Raw genomic sequence first — 23,950 nt, 5'->3', positions numbered from 1 at the left:
GTGTTGATTGCGCTGTGCTCGGCCAAGGGTGCCCCGGGTGTCACGACCAGCGGGTTGGCGCTGGCACTGTCCTGGCCGCGTGACGTGGTGCTGGCCGAGCTGGATCCGGCCGGTGGGGACGTGCTAGCGGGGTACGGACGGGCGCAGTTGTCCGCCGGCGGACTGGCGGAGCTGGAGCTGGCGGCGCGCCGCGGCGGCATCGACGGGCAGCTGGACGCCCACCTCCTGCACCTGGACACCACAGGGCGGGCGCGGCTGCTGCCGGGGCTGTCCGATCCGGCTACGGCCCGGCACGTGGGCTGGGAGCGGCTGGCCGCCGCGCTGGCGTCGGTGGAGGACGGCGCCGTCGACGTGCTGGCCGACTGCGGGCGGCTGCGGGCCGAGCACTTCCCGGCCGCGGTGGTCCGCTGGGCGGCCGCCGTGGTGGTGGTGACTGGGTCGACGCTGCGCGCGGTGCGGGCGGCGACCCAGGCGGTCGCCGAGCTGCGCGACGAGGGAGCCGGACTGGCCCCGGGTGCCGGCGTGCTGGCGGCGCTCGTCGTGGGGCCGGGGGAGCCCTACGGCGAGCGGGAGATCGCCGAGGCGTTGGGCGTTCCGGTCCTCGGGGTGCTGCCGCGGGACGCCCGGGCGGCGGCGGTGCTCAGCGACGGCGCCCCGGCCGGGCGGCTGTTCGGCCAGTCAGCGCTGCTGCGCGCCGCCCGGTCCGCGGCGGTCCGGCTGGCCGAGTTCGCCGCCGCGCACGAGGTCCGGCTGACCCCGCCGCCGTCGACCTCGTCCGCGCCGGCGACCAGCGCCGGAGGCCGCGGTGACCGCTGATCCGCTCACCCACGGGACGGCCGGGGCCACCTCCGGCGGACCGGACGGCGATGTTGGGCCGGTCGACTGGGCGCTGGTGCGCCGGCTGCACGAGACGAGCGGCGCGGCGCTGGCCGAGGAGCTCAAGCTCCGCCCCGCACTGAGCGCCGCAGCGCAGCAGGAGCTGGCCCGCACGCTCATCCAGGACGGGCTCGACGAGCTGGTCCGAGAGCGGATGCGGACCGGTCAGGACGTGCCGTCGGCGGCCGAGGAGCGGGTGATCGCGGAGGCGGCGTTCGCCGCCCAGTTCGGTCTGGGCCGGCTGCAGCCCTACGTCGACGACCCGTACGTGGAGAACATCGAGGCGCACGGCCACGACAACGTCTGGATCGGCTACGCCGACGGGCGCGACGTCCGGGTCGGCCCGATCGCCGCCTCCGACGAGGACATGGTGCGGCAACTGCAGCACATCGCCGCCCGGCTGGGACGCGCCGAGCGGACCCTGACCACCGCCAGCCCGCTGCTGACCATGCGGCTGCCCGACGGGTCGCGGCTGGCTGCCGTCATCGAGACGGTGCCCCGGCCGCAGCTGGTCATCCGCCGGCACCGGATCCGCAACGTCGACCTCGACGACCTGATCGGCCTGCGGGCGATCGACCGGCCGCTGGCGGAGTTCCTGCGGTCCGCGGTCCGCGCCCGCAAGAACATCGTGGTCACCGGGGGACAGGGTGCGGGCAAGACGCTGCTGCTGCGTGCGCTGGCCAACGAGCTCCCGCCCGGCGAGGCGCTGGCCACGATCGAGAAGCACTTCGAGCTGCTGCTGCACGAGCTGCCCGACCGGCATCCGCGGGTGGTGCCCTTCGAGGCGCGGGAGGGCACCGGGGAGCGCGGCCCAGACGGCCGCCGGCTGGGTGAGGTGACGCTGACCGAGCTGGTGGAGCACGCCCTGGTGATGAACGTCAGCCGGGTGTGGCTCGGCGAGGTCCGTGGCGAGGAGGCCTGGCCGCTGATCGAGGTGATGGAGGCCGGGGAGGGCGGCTCGGCCTGCACGCTGCACGCCCGCTCGGCCGCCCACGCCTTCGAGCGGCTGGCCAACCTGTGCATGCGCGGCCGCGCCGGGGTGACCCCTGAGCACGCCTACCGGTCGTGTGCGTCGGCGATCGACCTGGTCGTGCACCTGTCCACCGTCGACGAGCGGTGGATCGGGGGGCAGCGGCACCGGTTCGTCAGCCAGGTCGTGGAGTGCAACGGCATCGGGGAGGGCGGGCGCCCGGCGCTCACCGAGGTGTTCACCCCCGGTCCGGACGGGCGGGCGGTGGCCGAGCACGATCCGGTGGACCTGACCGACTACGTGCGGGTCGGCTTCGATCCCGGCTGGCTGCGGCCACCTTCCGGGCGCTGGGCCGGCGCGGCCGGGAGCCGGCGGTGAGCGGCGCGGGACTGCTGGCCGGGGCGTGCGGTGCCCTGGTCGTCGGCGGCCTGCTGCTGGCCGCCTCCGCCGTCACCGCCGCGGAGGCGCCGGCCCGGCCGCCGCGCCGCCGGCCCCGGTCCGCCCGGCCGGCCGATCCGCGGCGGGTCCGGCGGCAGCGGGTGCTGTGGGGCACCGCCACCGTCGTGGCGGCCGGGGTGTGGCTGGTCTCCGGATGGCCGGTCGGCGGCGCGCTCGCCGGGGGAGCGGTGGTCGGCGTGCCGTGGCTGCTGGCGCAGTTCGCCGGCGGCAACGCCGCGGTGGAGCGGCTCGAGGCGCTGCAGGAGTGGCTGCGCCGCAGCTCCGACGTGCTCGCCGCCGGCGGCGGGCTGGAGCAGACTTTGATCCGCTCGTCGCACACCGCACCCGGGCCGATCTCCGCGGAAGTGGCGACGCTGGCCGCCCGCCTGCAAGCGCGGTGGCCGACGTCGCGGGCGCTGCTGGCCTTCGCCGACGACCTCGACGACGCCGCCGGTGACCTGGTGGTCGCCGCGCTGCTGCTCGGCGCGGAACTGCGCGGGCCGGGGCTGGCCCGCGTGCTCACCGAGCTGGCGCACAGCCTCACCGAGGAGGTCACCATGCGTCGCAAGGTGGAGGCCGACCGCGCCAAGCCCCGCGCCAACGCCCGCTGGCTGCTGCTGATCACCCTCGCCGCGGCCGGCCTCGCCGCGCTCAACGGGAACTACCTGGCGCCCTACGGCACCGTCCTCGGTCAGCTGGTGCTGGCCGCCATCGCCGCGCTGATCGTCAGCTGCCTGCTGTGGATGCGCCGGCTCACCGCCACCGCGCCGTCGGCCCGCTTCCTGGCCGACCGCGACCTCAGCCGCCGCACCGAGCCCGGGCCGGAGGAGGTGCCGGTGTCGTGAGTGGTCCTCAGTCGGCGCTCATCGGCTCCGGCGCGCTCGTTGGGCTCGGGGTCTTCCTGCTGCTGCGGGCGGTCCTGGTAGTCGAGCAACCCCGGCTCACCGACGCACTGGCCCGCCTCGACGGGCGGTCGGCCGCCACATCGACCCGGCCCCCGCCGCGGGCAGCGGACCGGTGGGAGTGGGCGGCGGGCCGCGCGGGCACGTGGGCCGCGGCTCGGCTGCCGGCCGTCGGGCCGCGGGCACCGGCGCAGGCGCTGGCGCTGATCGGCTGGACACCGCAGGGCTACGCCGCCCGCAAGATCGGACTGGCCGCCTTCGGGCTGGTGTTCGTGCCGCTGCTGACGGCCGTGCTGGGTGCGGCCGGGGTCCGGCTGCCGGATGTGGTGCCGGCGGCCGGGTCGCTGGCGCTGGCCGGGGTGCTGTTCCTCGTCGTCGACCTGGTCGTGCGCGATCAGGCCGCTGAGGCCCGCGGGCAGATGCGCCGGGCGCTGTGCTCCTACCTGGACCTGGTCAGCCTGCGCCGCGACGCCAGTGAGGGACCCACCATCGCCCTGGAGCGGGCCGCCGCCCTGGGGGAGGGCTGGGTGTTCCGACGGATCACTGACGCGCTGGTCGCCGCACGGCTCAGCGGCGAGCCGCCCTGGGATGGGCTGCGCCGGCTGGCCGCCGACACCGGCGTCGGGGAGCTCGCCGATGTCGCCGACATCGCGGTGGTCGCCGCGCAGGAGGGGGCGTCGATCGCCCCCACGCTGCGGGCCCGCGCCTCCTCGCTGCGCGTACAGCTGCTCGCCGAGGAGGAGGCAGCGGCCAACACCGCCAGCGAGAAGCTCACCGCTCCGGTGGCGCTGCTGTCGATCGCGTTCCTGCTGCTGTTCCTCTATCCCGCCCTGGCCCGGCTCCTGGCCACCTGACCCCCGCCCCGATTCAGAAGGACAGCCCCATGACACCGCTCATCAGCATCCTCACCGCCCTCGGGGCGGCGCTGCGCGACCGGCTCCGCGCCTTGCGCGCCCAGCCGGAGCGGGGCTCCCTGTCGGTCGAGCAGGTGATCATCACCGTCGCCCTCATCGGCATCGCCGTCGCCCTGGTGGCCGTGATCGCCAACGCCGTCACCTCCCGCTCGTCCTCCATCCAGTAGCGCTCCCGTGCTCTCCTCCGCCGGCTCCCGCGGGCCCACCCCGCCGTCGCGGTCCGGCCATGCCGGAGGCAGCCGGGCCGGCGGCGCGGCGGGCGAGCGGCCGTCGGGGGAGCGCGGCGCGGCGTCGGTGGAGCTGGCGGTCACCTTCCCCGTGGTGCTCCTGCTGGTGATGACGCTCATCCAGGGAGCGCTGTGGTTCTACGCCCGCTCCCTCGCGCTCGGGGCCGCCCAGGAAGGCGCCCGGGAGGGCCGGGTGCAGCCCGCCTCGACCGCCCGCGCCCTGGCAGCCGCCGAGGGTTTCCTCGACCAGACCGCGCAGGACCTGCTCACCGGACGGGACGTGACGGTGAGCGGCTCGCCGGCCAGCATCACGGTGACGGTCACCGGCACCTCACTGAGCCTGTTCCCCGGTCTGTCCGGGTGGTCGGTCACCCAGACCGCCGTCGGCCCCGTCGAACGACCCGCCCCATGAGCGCCGAGACGGGGGAGCGGGGAGCGGTGTCGGTCGAGCTGGCGCTGCTGGCCCCGGCATTCCTCCTGCTGCTGTCCTTCGCCGTCGTCGCCGGACGCGCCCAGATCGCCGAGGGCGCCGTGCAGGAGGCCGCGCGTGCCGCCGCCCGCGAGGCATCCCTCGCCCGCGACCCCGCCACCGCCGCCGCCCTGGCCGGCGCGCAGGCCGAGCAGACTCTCGCCGCGCAGGACCTGCGCTGCCAGACCACCCGCGTCGACGTCGACACCGCCGGGTTCTCCGCGCCACCCGGCCAGTCCGGCGACGTCACCGTCACCATCGCCTGCGCCGTCGGCATGGCCGACCTGCTGGCGCCGGGCCTGCCCGGATCGGTGACCGTCGAAGCCGTCTTCACCAGCCCCGTCGATGCCTACCGCGAGCGATGAGGACCCCACAGCGCCTCCGGCGGGCCGAGCGCGGCGCGATCAGCGTCTTCCTCGCCGTCCTCGTTCCCGGCCTGCTGCTGATCATCGGCCTGGCCGTCGACGGGGGCGCCAAGGTGGTCGCCACCCAGCGCGCCAACGCCGTCGCCGACGAGGCCGCCCGCGCCGGCGGCCAGGCGCTCGACGTCTCCGCCGCGCTCGCCGGGCAGGTGCAGGTCGACCCGGCCGCCGCGGTCGCAGCGGCGCAGGACTACCTCGGCCGCACCGGCGTCCAGGGGACGGTGACCGTCGTCGACGGCGACACCCTGCGGGTGACCACAACCATCACCGAGCCCACCACCTTCCTCGGGCTGATCGGCATCTCCTCCCTGACCGTCGAGGGCTCCGGCACCGCCGACCTCATCACCGACCAGACCGGAGCAACCGGCCCATGACCACGTCACCGCGCACCCTCGATCCGCTGCGGCGCTCGTCCGCCCTCCTGGTCCTCGTCGCCGGGCTGGTCGGCGTCCCCGTCGGGCTGTGGCGGCTCGGCGGCGCCTACCTGCCCGAGGGGCTGCCCACCTGGGCGCAGGTCACCGCCGCCCTGAGCGGACCGGACACCGGCGCGCTCTTCCTCGGGCTGCTCGTCGCGGTCGGCTGGGCCGCGTGGGCACTCTTCGCCCTGTCGGTGGCCGTCGAGCTGGTGGCCCAGCTGCGTGGCCTCCCGCCGCTGCGCCTGCCCGGCCTGGCCGCCCCCCAGCAGCTGGCCGGCCTGCTGGTGGCCGCCGTCGTCGGTGTCGGCGGCGCGCCGCTGCTCGCGGGCCCGGCGCTGGCCGGCCCGCCGGTCGTCGCCGAGCAGCCGACCGAGGAACCACCGCCAGCACCCGCCCCGGCGCCGGAGCGGGAGCAGCCCGCGCCCGCCGCGGCCGGGCCGGCCTACACGGTGCAGCCGCGCGACACCCTCGGTCGCATCGCCGCCCGGCACCTGGGTGACTGGGCGCGGTTCGGGGAGATCCTCGAGCTCAACCGGGGCCGACCCCAAGCCGACGGTGGCGCGCTCTCCGACCCGGGGATCATCCGACCCGGGTGGATCCTCGTGCTTCCTCCCGACGCCACCGTCGCGGCGGCCGGGCCGGCTGCCGGAGAGGTGGTCGTCCAGCCGGGCGAGACCCTCGCCGACATCGCCGAGCGGCACGGCCTGGACAGCTGGCAGCCGATCTTCGACCTCAACGCCGGCGAGCCGACGCCCGGCGGCGCCCGGTTCACCGATCCCGATTTGATCCGCCCCGGCCAGGTCCTCGACCTCCCACCCGCCGATGCACCGGCCCCCGTGCCGATCCCCCCGATCGAGCCCGAGCAACCGGCGCCGGCCCCGCCGCGCGAGGATGAGCCCAGGCCGCCGACCGCACCGCCGTCCCCGTCATCGGCTCCGGCGACGACGGCGAGCCCATCCGGTGGACAGGATCCTGCAACGGCGGCCGAGGCCGAGATGTCGGACGCCGACGAGGACCAGCCGGTATCTGAGCTGGCGATCGTGCTCAGCGGCGGCGGAGCCCTGCTCGCCGCAGGCCTCGGCGCCGCCTGGCTCACCCACCGCCGGCAGCGCCTGCGTCGCCGCCGTCCCGGCCGCAGGCTCGCGGCCCTTCCGGCTGGGCTCTCCGCCACACAGGCGGCGGTCACCGCCGCGGCCGAGGCCGGCCGGGCCGACTACGCGGCGCTCGACCGGGCCCTGCGCGGCCTGGCGGTGCTGATCTCCGAGGAGCCCGGCGGCCGGCTTCCCGACGTCGTCGCCGCCCGGCTCGACGGCGATCGCCTGGACCTGCGGCTGCACGGCGCCGCCGACCGACCGCCTCCCGTGCCGTGGACCGCGGACGAGTCGGGCCTCTGGTGGTCCCTTCCGCTTAGCGAGGCCCCGGGCATCGACGCCGACGAGGCCCGCGCCCGGCTGGCGCCGTATCCGACGCTGGTCACCCTCGGCACCGAGGGCGGGCGACGCTGGCTGCTGGACCTGGAGCGTGTCGGCGTGCTGCGCGTGACCGGCCCGGCCGGCCGGTGCGAGGACTTCGCCCGGCATCTGGCCGCTGAGCTCGCCGTCAACGGCTGGTCGGACCTGCTCACCGTCACCACCATCGGCTTCGGCGAGGAGCTGGTCGACCTCGCCCCCGACCGGATGCACCCGGTCGATGGCCCCTCAGCTGCCGAGCTGCGAACCGCCGCCAGGGAGGGCACCGATCGCGGCGGCGAGGACGTGCTGGCGGGGCGGCTGCACGCGGCCACCGGAACGGGCTGGATGCCGCACGTCGTCCTCGCGCCGCATCTGTCGGACAGTGACGAGCTGGCCGAGGCCGCCAGCGCGCTGGGCGGTCGCAAGGAGCGCACTCCGGCCGTCGTGGTGATCGGTACCGAGCCGACGTCTGGGCGGGACGACTGGCTGCTCACGCTGACCGAGGACGGGGCGCTGCTCGTCCCCGCACTCGACCTGCAGCTGCCGGCGCCGCAGCTGACCGCCCAGCAGGCGCGCGACATCGCCACGCTGCTGGCCTTCGAGCGCGACACCGCAGACCAACCCATCCCCGCCGCCGAGGGCGAGCGACCCTGGCAGGCGCACACGGACGCCGGCGGCGCCCTGCGCGAGGACGTGCTGCCGCACGAGGGCGACGAGGCCTCCGCGCCCGTTCCCCTGCTCGGGCCGAGCCGGCGCCGCTCATCCGCTGCGCAGGATGACTCCGCACCACCGCAGCCGGCCGAGTCGGAGGCTTCCCCCGGACCCACGGCCGGCGAGGACGTGGCCGCGGTCGACCTTCCCCGGGCGACCGGACTGCGGCAGCGGATCGAGGACGACCTCGAGCAGCTCGACCGTGATCTCGCCGATTGGTGGGACCCCGACTGCGCCCGGCCGCGACTGACCCTACTCGGCCCGGTCACGCTGCGCGCGCACGGCAATGAGCAGGCCGTCGCCAGGTCCGGCCTGCGCCGCCGCTACGAGGAGACGATCGCCTACCTCGCCACCCGCCCGCACGGCGCCACCGTCGACGAGGCCGCGACCGCCCTGCAGCCGGCACGCGGCGGGAAGACCGACCCGGCCAGCGCGCGTGCCTACGTGCACCGGATCACCGCCGGCGCCCGCTCGTGGCTCGGCACCGACCCGGCCACCGGCGAGAAGTATCTCGGCTCCGGCCACCGTGGCCCTTACACGTTGACCAACGTCCTCGTCGACGCCGACCTCTTCCGTCAGTTGCGGGCCCGGGCCGCCGTACGCGGCAGCGACGGCACGCCCGACCTGCTCGCCGCGCTGGAGCTAGTGTCCGGACCGCCCTTCGCCCAACGTCCCACGGGCTACGAGTGGCTGGACGGCCTGGACCTCACCCTGACCGCGGCCATCTGCGACGTCGCACACCAGGTCGTCACCGCAGCACTCCACGACGACGACCTGAACGCCGCCGGAACCGCCAGCGCCACCGCGCTCCTGGTCGCGCCCGAGGACGAGAGGGTCCTGCTCGACGCCATGTGGGTCGCGTACCGCGGAGGCAACCGCGCCGAAGCCGAGACCTACATCGCACGCATCATCGACGTCCACGACGGCGAGGACGAGATGGACCTACCGCTCAGCACCGCCGAGACCATCAACCGTGCCCGCCGCAAGCACCTTGATCGCGCCTCGTGAGGGACACACGATAAAGGCCGCGCCTGTCATCTGCCTGACGCGATCGGCGGGCCGACCTGCTCATTAGGTATCCGCGGGCTGATGTATATGCGCAGGTCAGCGGCTTGAGCGGTGCGTGTGGTCGCTGTGTGGTCGCCCATGGTCCGCAAACCTTGACGCGCAGCTGGCGTCCGCGCAATTCTGGCCGGCGCCTCAGTCCTAGACCCAGACCTCAGCGGGGTCGTTGTGCGGGTTGGCCTCGATGAGGTGCGGTCCCACCTTGACGGTGACGGTGGCACCGAACTCGTCGTGGCGGATGCGGAGGAGGATGCCGCGGACCGTGGCCCGGTGGACCTGGTTGCCGACAGTCATCTCCCAGCGGAGCTCGACGGGCCGGTCGAGGTGCTGTGCGGTGAGGCGGCTCGGGTCGATGGCGTCCATGAGCAGACGGTAGGCATGAGGAAGGACCCGACTGGGATTCGCGCACGATGAGCGGCGTGTCGAGGCGGCCAGTCAGCCTGCTGGTCGAGCGCACGCGGCTGCGGCGGCAGATGGTCGTCGACGTCCGCTGGCGCCCGGCTGAGGTCACTCGTCGGCCGGGCCGTGTTCCTCCTCCCAGCGGCGCTTGGCCTTGAGCCATTGCCTGAGGTCGTCGGTGTCCATGGGGCCGAACCCGGTCCGCTCGGGTCTCGGCTCAGGGAACGGCGCGCCGTCGCGTGCCTTGGTGTCGTCGGTCATACCGCCGACCTTAGGAGCGGGATCGGCACCCGCCGCCAAGCACTGCTCGATTCGTCAGGACGACGTTAACCAGAACGAGAGCCAGTGACCCGACGAACTACGGCGAGCACGGTCAGGTCGAGGGCTGGTACATCCGAAACCACAGCGACTTGCTCGTCTTCCTGCCGGAGGTCGACCTGAGCATCGCCTACGGGCTGGCCCCCGACTCGGAGGATAAGGACAACCGGCGGCACTTCGACTGGGCCGAGGTGCACGACTGGGACGTCCTAGTGACCTACACCGACATTCGCTGGCGGGGGTCCGTCGTCGACCGCGTCACGATGTGGTCGATCGACGAGGGCCGCCGCGTCATCCCCGTGGGCCGACGCCTAGACGACAGCGACGTCCTTCAGGTGGAGCCGTGGGCCATGTCGGTTGCACGGGCCATCGCCGTGGTGCACGGCACGCACAGTGACCTGGATTTCTACTTACAGGCCAGTAGGCAGGGCGGCTGCACTGACGGGAGCGTCCGACGGTCGATGGCCCGCGCCACCTTCGACGCGGAGGAGTCGGACTCGGACGTGCGGCGCCTCTACTTCAGCGCCCCCGGGCAAACGTACCCTGAGGGAGCCGCTCAGAACAGTCCCGTCCCTGCCCGCAAGTGGCAGGACAGTGAGCTGGTCCCGCCTAACTACGACAAGCTGTTGCGTTCCGACTCGGGCGGCGGGTCCGTGGCCGGCACGGGAGACGACGGTGGCGGAGGGCTGCTCGACCGACTGCTTCCGGAGAACACCTGGGCCAGGAACTGTCCACCGGCCGCGAGCACCGGTGTGGCCAGGAAGGCGATGCCGGCCACGTTGTTGCCCAAGCCGAAGAAAATGATGGCGGCGGCGAGGCAGGCCAGGGTGACGCCCAGTGCGATCCAACGCCCAACGCGAGCCTGGTCGATCTCCGCGTCGACGAGCTTGTCCTGGCGCCGACTCTCATCGACGGTGGTTGCGTCGTTCCAAGCCATCATCTGCGCCTGCACGTGATGCGGATACTTGGCGAAGTCATCCGGTGGTGGCAGGAGCCCCGACCAGCTAGACGACCGAGTCAGAGCAGCAGCGATGATCCTTACGAGCTCTTGCTGACCTGACCCTTCGGCGTCCTCTTCGAGTTCACCTTCGAGGACTTCTTCGTCGTCTTCGTCTGAGCGAGGGCTGTGTTCAAGGCCCGCACGAGCTGCTTGTAGGTCCGCAGGCTCTGCTTCGCCTGCTTCTCCTCCATCTGACGCACCCGATCGAGCCGGGACTGACGCAGCTGATGGCTGTTGTCGAAGCTCAGGTACGTGACTGCCGGACGTGGGCGAGGTCGAGTCTTGACCGTCGGACGCTGTACTACTGGGCTCGCCATCGATGTCTCCCTCCCCCGTCTCGTCGCTGTACTGATCGGCACGCTCCTGCACGTTCTTAACCTCTCACGCCCCCCGCGACATCCGGGTTCCCGGGGGGTTAGTAACGGGGGGGTGACGTCTCAGCGTGTCGCTACCGTGTGCGAACGATAGTCACAGGATGGCCTTCCTGACCTGGGAAGTCCCGTCATCTTGACCCTGGTCAACGTCCCGGTGCTGAACGGACGTCGTGCGCCCTTCCGCTGATACCAGTGCCTCCTGTCCACGCCCTGCGACGTCGCCGCTCACGGTGAGTTCGCCGGCCGGCTTTCGACCGTGGCTGCTTACTCGTACCGGGTCCGTCCGAGGCCGTTCGTGGTGTCGAGCGGACCGGTGACGGCAAGCATCGACCAGTCCGGCAGGCCGCCGGCGTCGTCGTCGAGCAGCACCAGCCGCAGCTGGCCGCGCAGGCCGGCCGTGGCGGCTCAAGGTGCGGGTACGGCAGCGCGGTCGACGCCGAGACGGTGCGCACCCGCCCATCATCACCAACGACACAGCCCCGCTCGGCCCCCGCCGGGGTCACGGGGAGGCTTTCCGTCACTGGATCAGTCGTTGAAGCTCGGCGGGTAGTCGATCGGCGCGCCGGCTTCGCCACACCCGGCCTTCACGTCCTTGAACTGGCCGAACATCAGGTTTCCCACGTCGTCTGTGCTGCGGCCGATCGCCAGCGACTGCGCGTATAGCTGCACCAACTCCTGCGCGTCCCGCATGTCGGTCGCCAGCGACGCCGGCGCGGCGTCGACGGCGTCGCCCAGGCTGTCGCCGGCCACGGCGATGGCCTGTCGGACGGTGGACGGCTCGAAGTCCATGCCGTCCTCGGCGAGGACGAGGAAGCTGTTCACGGAGTCCTCGAACAGCGTGCAGGCCTTCGCCGCGGCCTCGTCTTCGCCGTTGGAGCAGCCTGCGAGCAGTAGGGCGGCGCCGGCCAGGGCGGCAGGCAGGGTGCGGCGGATCATCCAGGTCTCGTCGGTCAGTGACGGCGTCACGACAGGCCGTCACTGCCCACCATCGGCAGCCTGGCCACCCAAGCAGCACTGAGCCCCCATCGGATGCAGCCGGCGGGGGAGCTCAGGGACGTGGCCGTGCCCTCAGGTGAGCTCGGCCATCATCTGGCTCAGGGCTTCGCCCAGGGCGCGCGTGCGCTCCTCCGCGGACAGGTCGCCGCGGATGGCAATGGCGTTCATGTCCCGGAAGAGGGTCCAGGTCTCCCCGTGGGCTAGGTCCCGCAGCTCGATGACGCGCAGGTTGCCTCACTTCGTCATCGGTCACGGCCGGCAGCTTCGCGGGCAACGGTCGAAGGGCGGCCGCCCCAGCACGGAAGCTCTGTGGTCGCGATGTGGTCGCGCACTGCACGACAGCGGGGGAGAGGGGACGGGAGGGGCCGGCACCCGCCGCGGCTCTGACCAGCGCAGACGGCATCATGCGGCACCGTTCGGTAAGCTCGGGTTGGGACTTCTAATCTGCTGGCCGCCCCGGCCGGGCCCCAGCTCGACGGCTGGAGTCCGCGGTGAACCTCCAGTAGTTCGCCGGGCCGGCCGCCCCATGCGCTCCCGTTGCACTGGGACCGCCGTCTTCCCGGGCGTGCTGCTGCCCTGTCTGTCGACTGAAGAATCACCGGAGGACCCCCGGCACGGTCGGGGACATGCAGATCACGGTTTCGCCCGATGGGCGTACTGGTCGAGGCTCGCTTCAATGACCCTCGAAGGGTCGGCGTCGATGTCGGCCAACGGCCTCGTGGGATCTCCCCAGGCGCGGCCGATGACGGTGGCGGCGATGCGAGCGGCCGTCGTCGCAATTCGCGCGGGGGTCTTCGACCGTGTCGACGGTGCGGAGGTCATCGCTGGTGACGCGGCGCTGAACGCCGCGGTCATCTGCGAGGCCTGTCGGCGGGATGCCCCGCGTGTGCCTTGGGCGGACGTCGATGGCATCGCCGCCGCCGTGGTGGTGGCAGCGGGGCATGCCGGAGCGGGCGCGACCACCGTGGCGTTGGCGGTCGCCGAGGCACTGGCGGACAGCTGCCGGGTGCAGTTGGTCGAGTACGCCGACCCGGCCCGCTCGGGACTGACGTCGGCATCGACCATCGAGCTGGGGATCGACGGAGCCTGGCGCAGGGGCCGCCGCGGTCGTCTCGACGTCCTCCGGCTGGCGCAACCCCCGGCGGACGAGCGACCGCCGCCGAAGGGCGACGGCAGCGAGCAGCTGCTCGTCGTGGACGCCGGCTGCGCGCTCACCACGGCCCGACCCGAAGGGCGCACCGCGCTGAGCAGCATTGACCTGCTCGTCGTCGCCACCCGGGTCACGGTTCCGGCGATCCGGCAGACCGAGCACGTGCTGGCAGCCGTCGGCGGCGACGCGTGGGTGGCTGCGGTCGGGCCGTCGCGATGGCCGCGGGCGGTGGAGGCCAGCGTCGGGTCGCACCTCGGGCGGCTGCGGTCCCGCGGTCGGGTGGTGCAGGTACCGCTGGATGCCCGGCTGGCGGTCACCGGTCTGACCGGGGACCGGCTGCCGAGGTCGGTGGCCGCCGCCGGACGGTCGTTGGCCGGCCTGCTGGTGCCGACCGGGCCGCCGCGGCACCGACGCCGAGCGGCGGCGTCATGATCGGCGCGGATGGGCCACACCGGCTGACCAGCTCGCACACGACGGCCCGGGCGGTGATCCGGACCGGCTATGCCCTCGTGCTCGCCACGACCTGGCTGGCCGTGCCGAGCACCACGCCCGCGGCGGCAGCGGTCGAGGACGAGGCCCCCGGGGTCTGCCCGCAGGCACCCCCGGGCACCCAGGCCTTCGCCGATGACGTGACTGCGTGGGTGAAGTGGGGCGTCCTGGCGCTGATCGCGATCAGCGCGGTGGTGTCGCTGGGCTCGATCCTGGTCGGCCGGATCTTCTCCCATCCGCACGCCTCCCGGTACGGGGCCATGGGCGTCGCGGTGGTCGTCATGGTGGCCATCACCTACACGGTCATCCTGGTGATCCTCGACTCCATCACCGGCAGCGGGTGCACCTGATGCGCCGCCGGTACGAAGACCAGCCGGACGCTTCCCCAAAGTGGAGCCCGGCCCGGCTGCTGGCGGTCGCCGTGCTCAGCGCTCTGGTCGCGCTGGCGGTGCTGGCCGGGGTCGTCCTCGCGGTCGTCGCCGCACTGACCGGCGACGAGGCCTCGGCGTCGGCGGCTGGCCGCGAGGTTGCGCCCCCGTCGGCGACGGTGTCACGGCAGAACGCGCTGGCTGCCGCGCCCATGCCGACCGCCGATCCGGACGACGCGCTGCCGGGCCCCGTGTCGACGCGGGCCCCCGCCCTCCTCGAGCTGCCGCGCGCCACCGGAATCGGCCCGGCCGACGTCCCCACCGGCTTCCCCCGGACACCGGAGGGCGCGCTGGCGCAACTGGCGGCCCTCGACGTGACGGCGATGGAGAGCGGGTCGATAGATGGCGTCCGCCGGGTCATCACCGGGTGGGCGGCGCCGGGCGGCCCGACGGCGCGGACGTGGAGCGGTGTGCACGGTATGGCCCGGCTGCTGTCGGCGGCCGGGCTGTCCGGTGCCGGGTCGCCGCAGCTGGCCGTCGTGGTCCGCCCCGTGACGGGACTGGTCAAGGGCACGGTGGGACCGGACTTCGCGGTCGTCTGCGTGAACTCCGAGCTCACGGTCACCGTGGAGCGCACCGCGCGCATCGCGGTCGCCGACTGCCAGCGGATGGCGTGGACCGGCGGGCGGTGGGTCATCGGCCCCGGGGCGGAGCCGGCGCCAGCTCCCTCGGTCTGGCCGGGCACTGACGCGGCGACCGCCGCCGGCTACCGGGAGCTCCGCCATGGCTGAGCGGCCGCGCCGACGGCGCGGTGGCCCGGCGGGCCCGCGCGGGCTGGTCGTCCTCGTCCTGGCGGCGGCGGCGTGGGTGACGTCGGTCACGCCGGCATCCGCCGGTCCGGTGTGGGCCTTCCCGGCAGATCCGGCGGCCGAGGACGGCTCCCTGCCGTGTCTGCCGACCGATCCGTTCTGCGCGGTCGGTGAGCTGGCCGGTGCCGCGGTCACCGACGTGTGGACCGCCGCGATGCTGGCGCTGTGGGAGGCCGGGCTGTGGCTGTTGGGTTTGGCCTTCTCGGTGGTCGACGCGCTGGCGACGCCGGACCTGTCCGCGGACGGGCCGCTGGCCGGGATCTATGCGGTGACCTTCGGGATCGGCGCTGCCGTCGCCGCGATCGTGGGTCTGGTGCAGTTGGGCGCGGCCGCGCTGCGCCGTGACGGGCAGACCCTCGGCCGGCTGCTGGTCGGGCTGCTGCAGTTCGGCCTGGTCTGGTCCGGCTACCTCGGGGTGGCCGCGCTGCTGGTCACCGGAGTCTCGGGGCTCACCACCGGCCTGCTGCAGAGCCTGCTCGACATCGACGCCCTGGCCGCCTTCGACCCCTCGATCAGCGTGGGCCGCGACCTGGTCGACGGCACGGTCGCCACCGTCCTCGGGATGAGCTCGATCTTCCTGCTCGTCCCCGCCAGCGTCGGCTACCTGCTGCTGATGCTGGTCCGCGAGGCAGCGCTGGTCGTCCTGGCGGCGACGTCGGCAATCTCGGCTGGCGGCCTGCTGGCGCAGAGCTCCAGCGCCTGGTTCTGGCGGAGCCTGCGCTGGTTCCTGGCGGCGTTGCTGGTCTCCCCGGTCGCCGTGCTGGTCCTCGGCGTCGGGATGACGATCACCGAGGGGATCCTCACCGGCGCCGAAGCGACGAGCACCGAGTCCGCGGTCGGTACGGCGGTGGTCGGCTGCCTGCTGATCCTGCTCGGGGCGGTCTGCCCGCTGGCGGTGTTTCGGCTGCTGGCCTTCGTCGATCCGGGCACCTCGAGCGGTGCGGCGCTGCGCTCCTCGCTGGCCGCCTCCGGCGGGCTGTTGGGTGCACTGCAGAACGTCGGCGGCGGCAGTCGAGCGGCGGAGGCCGCGGCCGCCGGCTCCGCCGGCGGGGCGGCCGCGTCGGGCGCGGCGGCGGGAGTGGCCGGGGACCGGGCGCAGGGGGAGTCGACCGCGGACGCGGTCACCGGCAGCCGGTTCGCCGGCGCGCTCCGCGCCCTGACCGCCGGCACGTCCCAGGCGGGACGGATTGCGGCGGGGGTCGCGGCGTCGGCGGCCGATGTGCTTTCCGGTGCCGGAGTGGGGCACTCCGCCCCCTGGTACGGGCAGCCACCGGCCAGGCGGGCACCGGCGCGCGGTACCGGCGCGCGGGCCGGGACGACGGCTTCCGGCGCGCACGGCCGCGGTGTCGACGGCGCTGCGTCCCAGCCAGCGCAGTCGGAGAACCCGGCCGAGACGTCGCCGGCCGCCTGGCCCGCTCAGCGCCTCGACGCCCTCACGCCGGAGCCGCCTGCAGGGTCCGACCGGGTGGACGGCTCGGACGAGGACCGTGCGCGGTGAACGCCATCCGCTACGGCGACTACGCGCGCGAGGGATCCGGCTGGTTCCTCGGCATGACCGGTGCCCAGCTGGCCCTGGTCACCGGAGCCGGGATACCGGCGCTGCTGGCCCTCAACGCGCAGGCCTGGGGGCTGCTGCTGGCATGGCTGCCGGTGTGGGCGCTGCTGGCCGCCGTGCTGCTGATCCCCGTCCGCGGCCGGGCGGCCGGCCGCTGGCTGGCCGACCTGTGCCTGCACGCGATCGGAGCACTCCTGGGCTGGACGGTGTTCGGCTCCCGGGCCGCCGCAGGCACCGCCGACGACCCGGCGGCGGCCGACCTCCCCGGCGTGCTCGCCGGCATCCGCACCTACGACGGCCCGCCGTACGGGCATGGTGTCGACCGGCCGGTGATCGTGCAGGACCGGGCGGCGCGCACCTGGGCGGCCGTGGCCCGCATCGACCATCCCGGCATCGGGCTGGCCGAGGCATCCCAGCGGAACCGGATGGGTGCCGGCCTAGCCGAGCTGGTCGAGCTGGCCGCCCGCACCGAGCTGGTCGACACCCTCGCCCTGCAGGTGCGCACCGTGCCCGACGACGGCGCCGAGCGCACCGCCTGGGAACGCATGCACGCCCGCCCGGACGCCCCGGCCCTGGCCACGCGGGTCAACGCGCTGCTCGGCGCGGCCCTGACCCCCGCCGCGGTGCGGACCGAGGCGTTCGTGACCGTCGTCGTCGGGGAGGCGCGGATCGGCCGGACGGCCCGGGAGGCCGGCGGCGGGGTGGACGGCCGCGCCCGGGTGCTACACGGCGTGATGGCCGAGGTGGAGGCCGCGCTGCGCGGGCCGGTCGGCTGCACGGCGGTGACCTGGCTGGACTCCGCGGCGCTGGCGGCCGCGGTGCGCACCGGCTTCGCGCCGGGCGAGCGCGGCCCGCTGGTCGCCGCCGACCTGGCCGCCGCCGGCGGGCCGCCGGTGGCCGCCGGGGTGCCGATGGCCGCGGCTGGCCCGACGGGCGCGCGGGCGGAGGTGCGGCACTACGCGCACGACGCGTGGGCGTCGGTCACCGACACCGTTCTGCTGCCCGACTCCGGCGCGGTGCTCGGCGCGCTGGCCCCGGTGCTGGTCCCGACGATGGCGGGGGAGCGGCGCTGCCTGACGGTGTTCCTCGCGCCGCTGCCGCTGCAGCGGGCCACCCGGCTCGTCGGGCGGGAGGCGATGAGCGCGACCACCGGCAACGAGCTGCGCGCCCGGATGGGCTTCCGGCAGCGCGCCCGGCAGCGGCGGGACACCGAGCGGATCGGTAGCGCCGACGAGAAGCTCGCCGCCGGCCGCGCGCTGGTGCGCCCCGCGCTCGCCGCCTGCGTCACCGTGCCGGCGACCTGGCCGGTGGCCGAACACGGGCGGCGGTTGGACGCCTCCATCCGTGCCGCCGGCTATGTGCCGCTGCGGCTGGACCTGGCGCAGGACTCCGGCTTCGCCGCCGCAGCCATCCCGCTGGGCATCGGCCTGCCGGACCGCCGGGGACGACGGTGATCCGCCGAGAGCGCCGCCGGGGACGGGACGTGGCGGTGCTGCTCGAGGACTTCGGTCACCGGCTGCCCGCCGTCCCCGCCGCGCCACTGGCGGCACGGGAGCGCGGACCGTTCGCCGAGCTGGTGCCGCGGCGGGGCCCGCGGGGGCGCGGCCGGGGCCGGGCCGCGACACCGGCGCCGCTGGCGGTGTGGCGGATGACCTCGGAACAGACGCCGGTGGTGTGGCCGCTGATCGCCACCTCCGGGCTGCCGCCGACCGGCGCACAGATGGGCATCGACCTGCTCTCGGGCGGCGCGTTCCACTGCGATCCGGTCGGCTGGGTCACCGACGAGGCCATCCCGGTCACCAATCCCAACGTCGTCGTCTTTGGCAAGCCCGGCCGCGGCAAGTCCGCCACCGTCAAGGCCTTCGCGCTCCGGATGCTCGGCTACGGCTACCGCACCCTGGTCCTGGGCGACACCAAGGACGAGTACGAGCCGCTGTGCCGGGCCCTCGGCGTGGAGCCGTTCGTCCTCGGCTCCGGCCTGCCCGCCCGGGTCAATCCGCTGGCCTTCGGCCCGCTGCGAACCGGCTGGGACCGGCTGGCTGCTGCCGAGGTCCGCCGCCGCGAGGCGATCGTGTTCGCCCGCTGGCTCGTGCTCATCCGGGGCCTGGTGGGCTCCCAGTCCGTGCCGTTCGGCCCGGTCGAGGAAACCGCCGTCGGGGAGGCGCTGCGGCTGCTCACCGGCTACCGCACCGCCGCGACCCGGCTGGCCGAGCCGACCATCCCGCAGCTGTGGCGCGCGCTGGACGAGCCTCCCGACGAGCTCGTCGCCGGCTGCCGCTACGCCGACCGCCGGCACTTCCTCGACGCCACCCGCCTGCTGCGCGACGCGCTCGGGACGCTGGTCACCGGCTCCCTGGCCGGGCTGTTCGACGACCACACCACGATCGACGTCGACTGGCGCGCGCCGATCCAGTCGCTGTCGCTGTCCCGCCTCGAGCCGCTCGGGGACTCCGCCGTCGGCATCGCCTTGACCTGCCTGAACTCCTGGGGTCAGGCGATGCGGGAGATCGCCGACCCCGGCGACCTGCGCATCGTCATCCGCGACGAGACCTGGCGGCAGATGCGCCTCGGTGCCGAGGCGATGATGAGCCTGGACGCCAACCTGCGGCTGTCCCGCCGCGACGCCGACGTGCAGGTCCTGCTGGCGCACAAGCCCTCGGACATGCTGACCGCCGGCGACGCCGCCTCGCAGGCGGTCGCCATCGCCCGCGACCTGCTGCACCTGTGCGACGTGAAGGTGCTGCACGGGCAGGACCAGGCCGTCGGCGATGAACTCGGCGCCTCACTCGGGCTGACCCCGGTCGCCCAGCGGGTGGTCACCGGCTGGGCGGTCGCCGGCAAGGGCCGGGCGCTGTGGCTGGTCGGGGACCGGGCGTTCCAGGTGCAGACCGTCCTCACCGAGCCCGAGCTGCGCCTGACCTACACCAACGAGGCCCTCACCGGCGGCCCGGCATGACCGGCACGGCGCAGCGCGCGGCGCGGGCCTGGCTGTGGAAGGCCGCGGCCCCGGCGGCCGTGCCGGTGCTCGCCGCACTCACCCTGCTGCTCGTGCCGCTGGCGGTCCTGGTCGCGCCCGAGGCGGACTCTGGGGCGGCGGCGTCGTCGTCGGCGTGCTCGGTCGGCGGCACCGGCACCACCGTCGCCGGGATCGCGCTGGACGCGGTCCAGATGGGCCACGCGCAGACCATCGCCGACGTCGCCGCCAACCTGGGGCTGCCTCCGTACGCCGCGACCGTGGCGCTGGCAACCGCCTGGCAGGAGTCTCGGCTGCGGATGCTGGCCAACGACGGCAGCAGCCCCGAGCTCACGCCCGCACAGGCGGCAGTTACCGCCACCAGCCTGACCTTCGCCCACGACGGGCTGGGCTCGGACCACGACAGCGTCAATCTCTTCCAGCAGCGCTGGCTCGCCGGCTGGGGAACCGTCCTCCAGCTGATGGACCCCGTCTACGCCGCCGAAGCCTTCTACACCCGGCTGGTTGCGGTGCCCGACTGGCAGGCGATTCCGCTGACCCGCGCCGCGCAGGCCGTGCAGGTCTCGGCCGCCGGCGGCGCCTACGCCCGCTGGGAGCCGCTCGCCCACGAGATGACCGCCGTCCTGTGGCCGGCCGCGCAGTCGCGGGCCGCCGACCCCGCCGGTGCGGCAACCGGGATCTGCCCGAGCCTGGCCGTGGCCGCCGCCGGGACGTGGATCCGGCCCACCGCCGGCACGCTTACCTCCGGCTACGGCACCCGCTGGGGAACCCTGCACGCCGGCGTCGACCTCGCCGGGCTGCGCGGCACGCCGGTCTACGCCGCCGCCGACGGCACCGTGACCCGTGCCGAGTGCACCAGCGCCTACTGCGACCGCGACGGCAATCTCGGCCTGCCCGGCTACGGCAACCTCGTCGAGGTCGACCACGGCGCCGGCGTGACCACCCGCTACGCGCACCTGTCGGCCTACACCGTCCGCGCCGGGCAGCCGGTCCGCGCCGGGACGCTGCTCGGCTACCAGGGCTCCACCGGCAACAGCACCGGCGTCCACCTGCACCTCGAGGTCCGCGTCGACGGCGGCCCGATCGACCCGGTGCCCTGGCTGGCCGAGCGCAGCGTCGACCTCTCCGCGACCACTCCCGCCGGCTGACCGACACCTACCCACCGCTCACCACCTTGAGGAGGACCCCGTGCGCGCTCCCGGATCCCGACCTGCCGCGGCCGCGCTGCGGTCACACGGCGACGTCGGCCCGGCCGGCTGGGAGTTCCCCGTCGCCGCCGCGCTCACCTGGCTGACCACCGCCGCGCTGCTCCTGCCCGCCGCGCGCGGGACCGCCGCCGCGATGGTCGGTGGCGGCTGGATGTGGCCGGCCGGGATGAGGATGCTGGCCGCCTCGGTCGGCGGCCTGCTCACCGGCGACGCCACCGCCGGCCTGACCGCCGCGCAGGCCGCCGCGGCGCCGACTCCCGGCGCCGTCTACACGGCCGTCGCCGGCGCGGCCGCGGTGTTCCTGGCCGCCACCGCTGCAGCGGTCCGGGTGGGGCAGCGCGTCCTGGGGGTCCCCACGGGCCTGGCCACCCGCAGCGAGATCGCGCAGGTGCTCGGCCGGTCCCGGCTGCACCGGGTCGCCGCGGTGATCCGGCCCGACCTGCCCCCGCCCGGCCGCCGCCCGACCGGACGACGGCTAGTGCCCGACCCGTCCGCGGTCGGGTGGCGGCTGGGCCGCGGCGCCGTCCCCGCCGCGGAAGAGCTGTGGGTGCCCTTCGACCGGACCACCGGCGTCTACGGCCCGCAGGGCTCCGGCAAGACCCTCGACCTGCTCGCCCCCGCCCTGCTCAGCGCGCCCGGTGCCGCCCTGGTCACGCTCACCAAGGCCGAGGACCTGCTGCTCACCGTCGACGCCCGCGCCGCCGGCGGCCGGCCGGTCGCCGTGCTCGACCCCTTCGCTGCCGTGCCCGGGCTGCCGGAGCTGGTGTGGGACCCGGTCGCCGACTGCGCCGACCCGATGGTCGCCGAGCGCCGCGCCAAGGCGTTCGCCGGCGGCACCGTCACCGGCGCCGTCGGCGGCGGCAGCACCGACAGCGCAGCCCGCTTCTACGCCTTTGAGGCGGCCAAGGTGCTGCAGGCCTTCTTCCACGCCGCCGCGCTCACCGGCGCCACCATCGAGGACGTCCTCGCGTGGGCCGCCCATCCGCGGGCCAGCACCCAGCCGACCGACATCCTGCGCAGCCACCCGGACGCCGCCCCGCTGTGGGACGGACTGCTGCACGGCGCGTTGCACGGCGACGACCGCACCGCCGGCAACACCGCCACCACCGTCCAGCAGGCGCTGGCGCTGTTCTTCCAGGCCGACATCCGCCGCCGCTGCACCCCCGGTCCTGGGCGGCCGGCCACCGATCTCGCGGCGCTGCTCGCGGCCGGCGGCACCGTCTACCTGCTCGGCCGCGACGATCCCTACGCGTCGGCCTCACCGCTGATGACCGCACTGGCCGAGCACGTCCTCGACACCGCCCTACAGCTCGCCGACGCCGCGCCCACCGGGCGGCTGTGCCCGCCGCTGCTGGCCTGCCTGGACGAGCTGCCCTCCACCGCGCCGCTGCCGACCCTGCGCACCCGGATGGCCAACGACCGGGCGCTGGGCGTCAGCTTCCTCTACGCCGCCCAGACCTGGCGGCAGCTGGTGATCGTCTACGGCGAGGACGAGGCCCGCGCCCTGTTCGGGCTCACCAACGTCGTCGTCGCCTTCGGCGGCGGCAAGGACGGCGGCTTCAACCGTGAGCTCTCCGAGCTCACCGGCACCACCCGGGTGCGGCGCACCAGCTACAGCTCCGGCCGCGCCGGATGGAGCCGCTCCACCCACGGCGAGGACGTGCCGGTACTGCGGCCCGAGGAGATCCGCCGCCTTCCGCCCGGACGGGCGCTCGTCGTCGCCGAGCACGCCCCGCCGCTGATCGCCCGACTCGACCGCTGCCTCACCGGCCGCGGCGGGGCGGCGCTGCTGGCGGGCCAGGCCGCCGCCCGCTCCCGGGTCGCCGCCGCACGCGCAACCGCGCCCCCTCAGCGAGCGCGCATCGACCGTCCCCACGCGCTCGTCCCGCCGGTCGGCTGCATGCCGGGGGAGGAGCGGTGACCGCGACCGGGCTCGTTCCCCCGTTCCCGGCGCCGCCGCGCGCGGTCCGCACCGCCCTGGAGCACCTCCGCCAGACCGAGGACGCCGGCCTCGAGCCGGCCGGCCTGCCGCTGCTGGACCGCCCCTGGGACCCGGCCGCCTGCACACCGCACGTCCGCGCCCAGCTGTGGCCATGGCTCGAGGACGTGGCCGGCTGGCTCAACGCCACCTTTGGTTGGCAGACCGCGCACACGATCCCCGCCTGCTGGCCCGCTCATCCCTCGCTGGTCGCCGAGCTGGCCGTGCTGGCCTGCCTGCGCGCCGCCGCCGGCGACGCCTCCTCCCCGCACGCGATGGAGGAGTGGCACCGCTACGCACTACCCGGCTTCACCACCCGGATGGCCGACCGGCTCGGCATCGGCTGCCCACCCGGCCGGCACCTCGACTGGCCGGCCCGCTCCTGGGCCGCCGCGTACGACAGCTCCGAGGCGGCCGAGGCGCGCCGGGACCGGTTCGACGCCGACACCGGCCACGGGCGGCGCACCCCTGCGGCCGGCCTGTCGGCGCGGCACCCGCAGGCGGTGACCCCGTGACCGGCGAGGACCGGCTCCGGCCCCGTCGCGGCGACTGGGTCACGCTCACCGGCGGCGTCCGGGTCAGCCGCACCTGGATGACCCGGCACACTCCGCGCCTGCTGGACGCCTGGTGCGACGCCTCCTCCGAGGAGGACCCGCGCGCGGTCGCCGCCCGCATCCTGCAGATCGCCGGTGGCCTGGAGAGCGAACTTGACGGCGGTCACCGCACGCCGAGCGGCCGGGACTGGGAGGTCCTCGCCGAGCGGATCGACCCCCGCCTGGTGCGCGGCCCGGACTGGCCGCCGCTGGCCGCCGCGCTCGACGGTGCCGCGGCCGCCGGCCACGACGTCGCCCGCCGGCTCCTGGTCCTGGCGTCGGATCCGCCGCTGCCCGAGCGGCACCCGGCGCGGGAGCTGCACTGGCGGCTGCTCGACGACTGCCCGGCCGCCGTTCCCCGACGCCTCGACGCCGAGGGTCAGGCCACCGTCCGTGGTTCCGCGCACCCGGGCGCCCACAGCGGGCCCGCCGCTCCACAGGTCCCCGCCGATCCCACCGCACGCCGGGCCGGCGGCGAACCGTCGACCCCTGCCCCGCGCCACGACGAAGGAGCCACCCGATGACCGCCGACACGACCACCACTCCGCTCCACTACGCCGCCGCACTGCTCGACGCCGTCGGCGCCGACCGGGACCAAGTCCCCGCCGAGATCGCCCTGCACTGCCTGTACGCCGCCGAGCTGCTCGAGCTCGCCGGTGCCCGCCCCGTCCCCACGGAGCTCATCGACGGCGACGTCCGCATCACCCTGCGCGTGGCCATGGCCGCCCTCGCCGACCTCGACGAGGACGTCTTCGCCCGCCCACCGGTCCTCGACGCCGCGCGCGCCGCCCGTCACGCCCTCCGGCGGTTGGGCTGAC

The 23,950-nt window shown here is 75.0% G+C and carries 24 protein-coding genes; 21 read left to right on the top strand and 3 right to left on the bottom strand.

Annotated features, from left to right (window positions below; genetic code table 11):
• The 9 genes from BM414_RS16320 to BM414_RS16280 are packed head-to-tail and all read left to right on the top strand — an operon-like array spanning nt 1 to nt 8,804.
• Nucleotides 1–816, top strand: coding sequence for a CpaE/TadZ family protein (locus tag BM414_RS16320; protein WP_093580901.1), 816 nt, complete (start codon nt 1–3; stop codon nt 814–816).
• On the top strand, nt 806–2,224 hold the full coding sequence (locus tag BM414_RS16315; protein ID WP_093580899.1) for a TadA family conjugal transfer-associated ATPase: 1,419 nt from the start codon (nt 806–808) through the stop codon (nt 2,222–2,224). The genes BM414_RS16320 and BM414_RS16315 overlap by 11 nt, the downstream gene beginning before the upstream one ends.
• Nucleotides 2,221–3,129 (top strand): type II secretion system F family protein, encoded by a 909-nt coding sequence (locus tag BM414_RS16310; RefSeq protein ID WP_093580898.1) that lies wholly within the window; start codon nt 2,221–2,223, stop codon nt 3,127–3,129. The genes BM414_RS16315 and BM414_RS16310 overlap by 4 nt, the downstream gene beginning before the upstream one ends.
• Nucleotides 3,126–4,040 carry a type II secretion system F family protein gene (locus BM414_RS16305; protein ID WP_093580896.1) on the top strand — a complete coding sequence of 305 codons (915 nt, stop codon included), beginning with the start codon at nt 3,126–3,128 and terminating at the stop codon, nt 4,038–4,040. Before BM414_RS16310 ends, BM414_RS16305 begins: the two co-directional genes overlap by 4 nt.
• Before the next feature lie 29 nt (nt 4,041–4,069).
• Nucleotides 4,070–4,267, top strand: a complete 198-nt coding sequence (locus BM414_RS16300; protein ID WP_093580894.1) for a hypothetical protein — start codon at nt 4,070–4,072, stop codon at nt 4,265–4,267.
• Between the two features lie 7 nt (nt 4,268–4,274).
• Nucleotides 4,275–4,739, top strand: a complete 465-nt coding sequence (locus tag BM414_RS16295; protein WP_245784774.1) for a TadE family protein — start codon at nt 4,275–4,277, stop codon at nt 4,737–4,739.
• Nucleotides 4,736–5,161: a TadE/TadG family type IV pilus assembly protein gene (locus BM414_RS16290; protein WP_093580890.1), complete on the top strand. Its 426-nt coding sequence runs from the start codon at nt 4,736–4,738 to the stop codon at nt 5,159–5,161. Before BM414_RS16295 ends, BM414_RS16290 begins: the two co-directional genes overlap by 4 nt.
• The gene (locus BM414_RS16285) at nt 5,158–5,592 is read left to right on the top strand and encodes a TadE/TadG family type IV pilus assembly protein (RefSeq protein ID WP_093580888.1); all 435 of its coding nucleotides are present in this window, start codon (nt 5,158–5,160) and stop codon (nt 5,590–5,592) included. Before BM414_RS16290 ends, BM414_RS16285 begins: the two co-directional genes overlap by 4 nt.
• Nucleotides 5,589–8,804, top strand: coding sequence for a LysM peptidoglycan-binding domain-containing protein (locus tag BM414_RS16280; protein WP_093580886.1), 3,216 nt, complete (start codon nt 5,589–5,591; stop codon nt 8,802–8,804). Before BM414_RS16285 ends, BM414_RS16280 begins: the two co-directional genes overlap by 4 nt.
• Nucleotides 8,805–9,002: 198 nt before the next feature.
• Here the strand turns inward: BM414_RS16280 and BM414_RS16275 are convergent, their stop codons facing one another.
• Together BM414_RS16275 and BM414_RS29470 are read right to left on the bottom strand one after the other, a co-directional pair.
• A complete protein-coding gene (locus tag BM414_RS16275) occupies nt 9,003–9,224 on the bottom strand; it encodes a hypothetical protein (RefSeq protein WP_093580884.1) in 222 nt (73 codons plus the stop codon).
• Between the two features lie 144 nt (nt 9,225–9,368).
• Complete coding sequence (locus BM414_RS29470) at nt 9,369–9,521, bottom strand: hypothetical protein (protein WP_175551637.1); 153 nt, start codon at nt 9,519–9,521, stop codon at nt 9,369–9,371.
• Nucleotides 9,522–9,670: 149 nt separating this feature from the next.
• On the opposite strand from BM414_RS29470, the gene BM414_RS16270 reads away from it, so the two are divergent.
• Nucleotides 9,671–10,534 (top strand): hypothetical protein, encoded by an 864-nt coding sequence (locus BM414_RS16270; protein WP_093580882.1) that lies wholly within the window; start codon nt 9,671–9,673, stop codon nt 10,532–10,534.
• Between the two features lie 943 nt (nt 10,535–11,477).
• Here the strand turns inward: BM414_RS16270 and BM414_RS16265 are convergent.
• Nucleotides 11,478–11,918, bottom strand: a complete 441-nt coding sequence (locus BM414_RS16265; protein WP_093580880.1) for a hypothetical protein — start codon at nt 11,916–11,918, stop codon at nt 11,478–11,480.
• A gap of 706 nt (nt 11,919–12,624) precedes the next feature.
• Here BM414_RS16265 and BM414_RS16260 point away from each other — a divergent pair.
• Genes BM414_RS16260 through BM414_RS16210 form a run of 11 tightly spaced genes read left to right on the top strand, consistent with a single transcriptional unit; the run spans nt 12,625 to nt 23,949 of the window.
• On the top strand, nt 12,625–13,530 hold the full coding sequence (locus BM414_RS16260) for a hypothetical protein (RefSeq protein WP_245784773.1): 906 nt from the start codon (nt 12,625–12,627) through the stop codon (nt 13,528–13,530).
• Nucleotides 13,527–13,937: a hypothetical protein gene (locus BM414_RS16255; RefSeq protein WP_245784772.1), complete on the top strand. Its 411-nt coding sequence runs from the start codon at nt 13,527–13,529 to the stop codon at nt 13,935–13,937. Before BM414_RS16260 ends, BM414_RS16255 begins: the two co-directional genes overlap by 4 nt.
• Nucleotides 13,937–14,746 carry a hypothetical protein gene (locus BM414_RS16250; RefSeq protein ID WP_093581034.1) on the top strand — a complete coding sequence of 270 codons (810 nt, stop codon included), beginning with the start codon at nt 13,937–13,939 and terminating at the stop codon, nt 14,744–14,746. Before BM414_RS16255 ends, BM414_RS16250 begins: the two co-directional genes overlap by 1 nt.
• Entirely contained in the window at nt 14,739–16,322 is a 1,584-nt protein-coding gene (locus BM414_RS16245) for a hypothetical protein (RefSeq protein ID WP_093580878.1), read from the top strand. Before BM414_RS16250 ends, BM414_RS16245 begins: the two co-directional genes overlap by 8 nt.
• Complete coding sequence (locus BM414_RS16240) at nt 16,319–17,833, top strand: SCO6880 family protein (protein ID WP_217644757.1); 1,515 nt, start codon at nt 16,319–16,321, stop codon at nt 17,831–17,833. Before BM414_RS16245 ends, BM414_RS16240 begins: the two co-directional genes overlap by 4 nt.
• The gene (locus tag BM414_RS16235) at nt 17,830–19,335 is read left to right on the top strand and encodes an ATP-binding protein (protein ID WP_093580876.1); all 1,506 of its coding nucleotides are present in this window, start codon (nt 17,830–17,832) and stop codon (nt 19,333–19,335) included. Before BM414_RS16240 ends, BM414_RS16235 begins: the two co-directional genes overlap by 4 nt.
• A complete protein-coding gene (locus BM414_RS16230) occupies nt 19,332–20,501 on the top strand; it encodes a M23 family metallopeptidase (protein WP_093580875.1) in 1,170 nt (389 codons plus the stop codon). Before BM414_RS16235 ends, BM414_RS16230 begins: the two co-directional genes overlap by 4 nt.
• A gap of 40 nt (nt 20,502–20,541) precedes the next feature.
• Nucleotides 20,542–22,482, top strand: coding sequence for a type IV secretory system conjugative DNA transfer family protein (locus BM414_RS16225; protein ID WP_281246742.1), 1,941 nt, complete (start codon nt 20,542–20,544; stop codon nt 22,480–22,482).
• Complete coding sequence (locus tag BM414_RS16220) at nt 22,479–23,054, top strand: hypothetical protein (RefSeq protein WP_175551635.1); 576 nt, start codon at nt 22,479–22,481, stop codon at nt 23,052–23,054. Before BM414_RS16225 ends, BM414_RS16220 begins: the two co-directional genes overlap by 4 nt.
• A complete protein-coding gene (locus BM414_RS16215) occupies nt 23,051–23,656 on the top strand; it encodes a hypothetical protein (RefSeq protein WP_175551634.1) in 606 nt (201 codons plus the stop codon). Before BM414_RS16220 ends, BM414_RS16215 begins: the two co-directional genes overlap by 4 nt.
• Nucleotides 23,653–23,949: a hypothetical protein gene (locus BM414_RS16210; protein ID WP_093580873.1), complete on the top strand. Its 297-nt coding sequence runs from the start codon at nt 23,653–23,655 to the stop codon at nt 23,947–23,949. The genes BM414_RS16215 and BM414_RS16210 overlap by 4 nt, the downstream gene beginning before the upstream one ends.
• Nucleotide 23,950: the final 1 nt, after the last annotated feature.

Source organism: Geodermatophilus amargosae, assembly GCF_900116515.1.
In the GTDB taxonomy this organism is placed as follows: domain Bacteria; phylum Actinomycetota; class Actinomycetes; order Mycobacteriales; family Geodermatophilaceae; genus Geodermatophilus; species Geodermatophilus amargosae.
The sequence above is the reverse complement of the archived record's forward strand: the minus strand, read 5'-3'. Positions and strand labels throughout refer to the sequence as shown.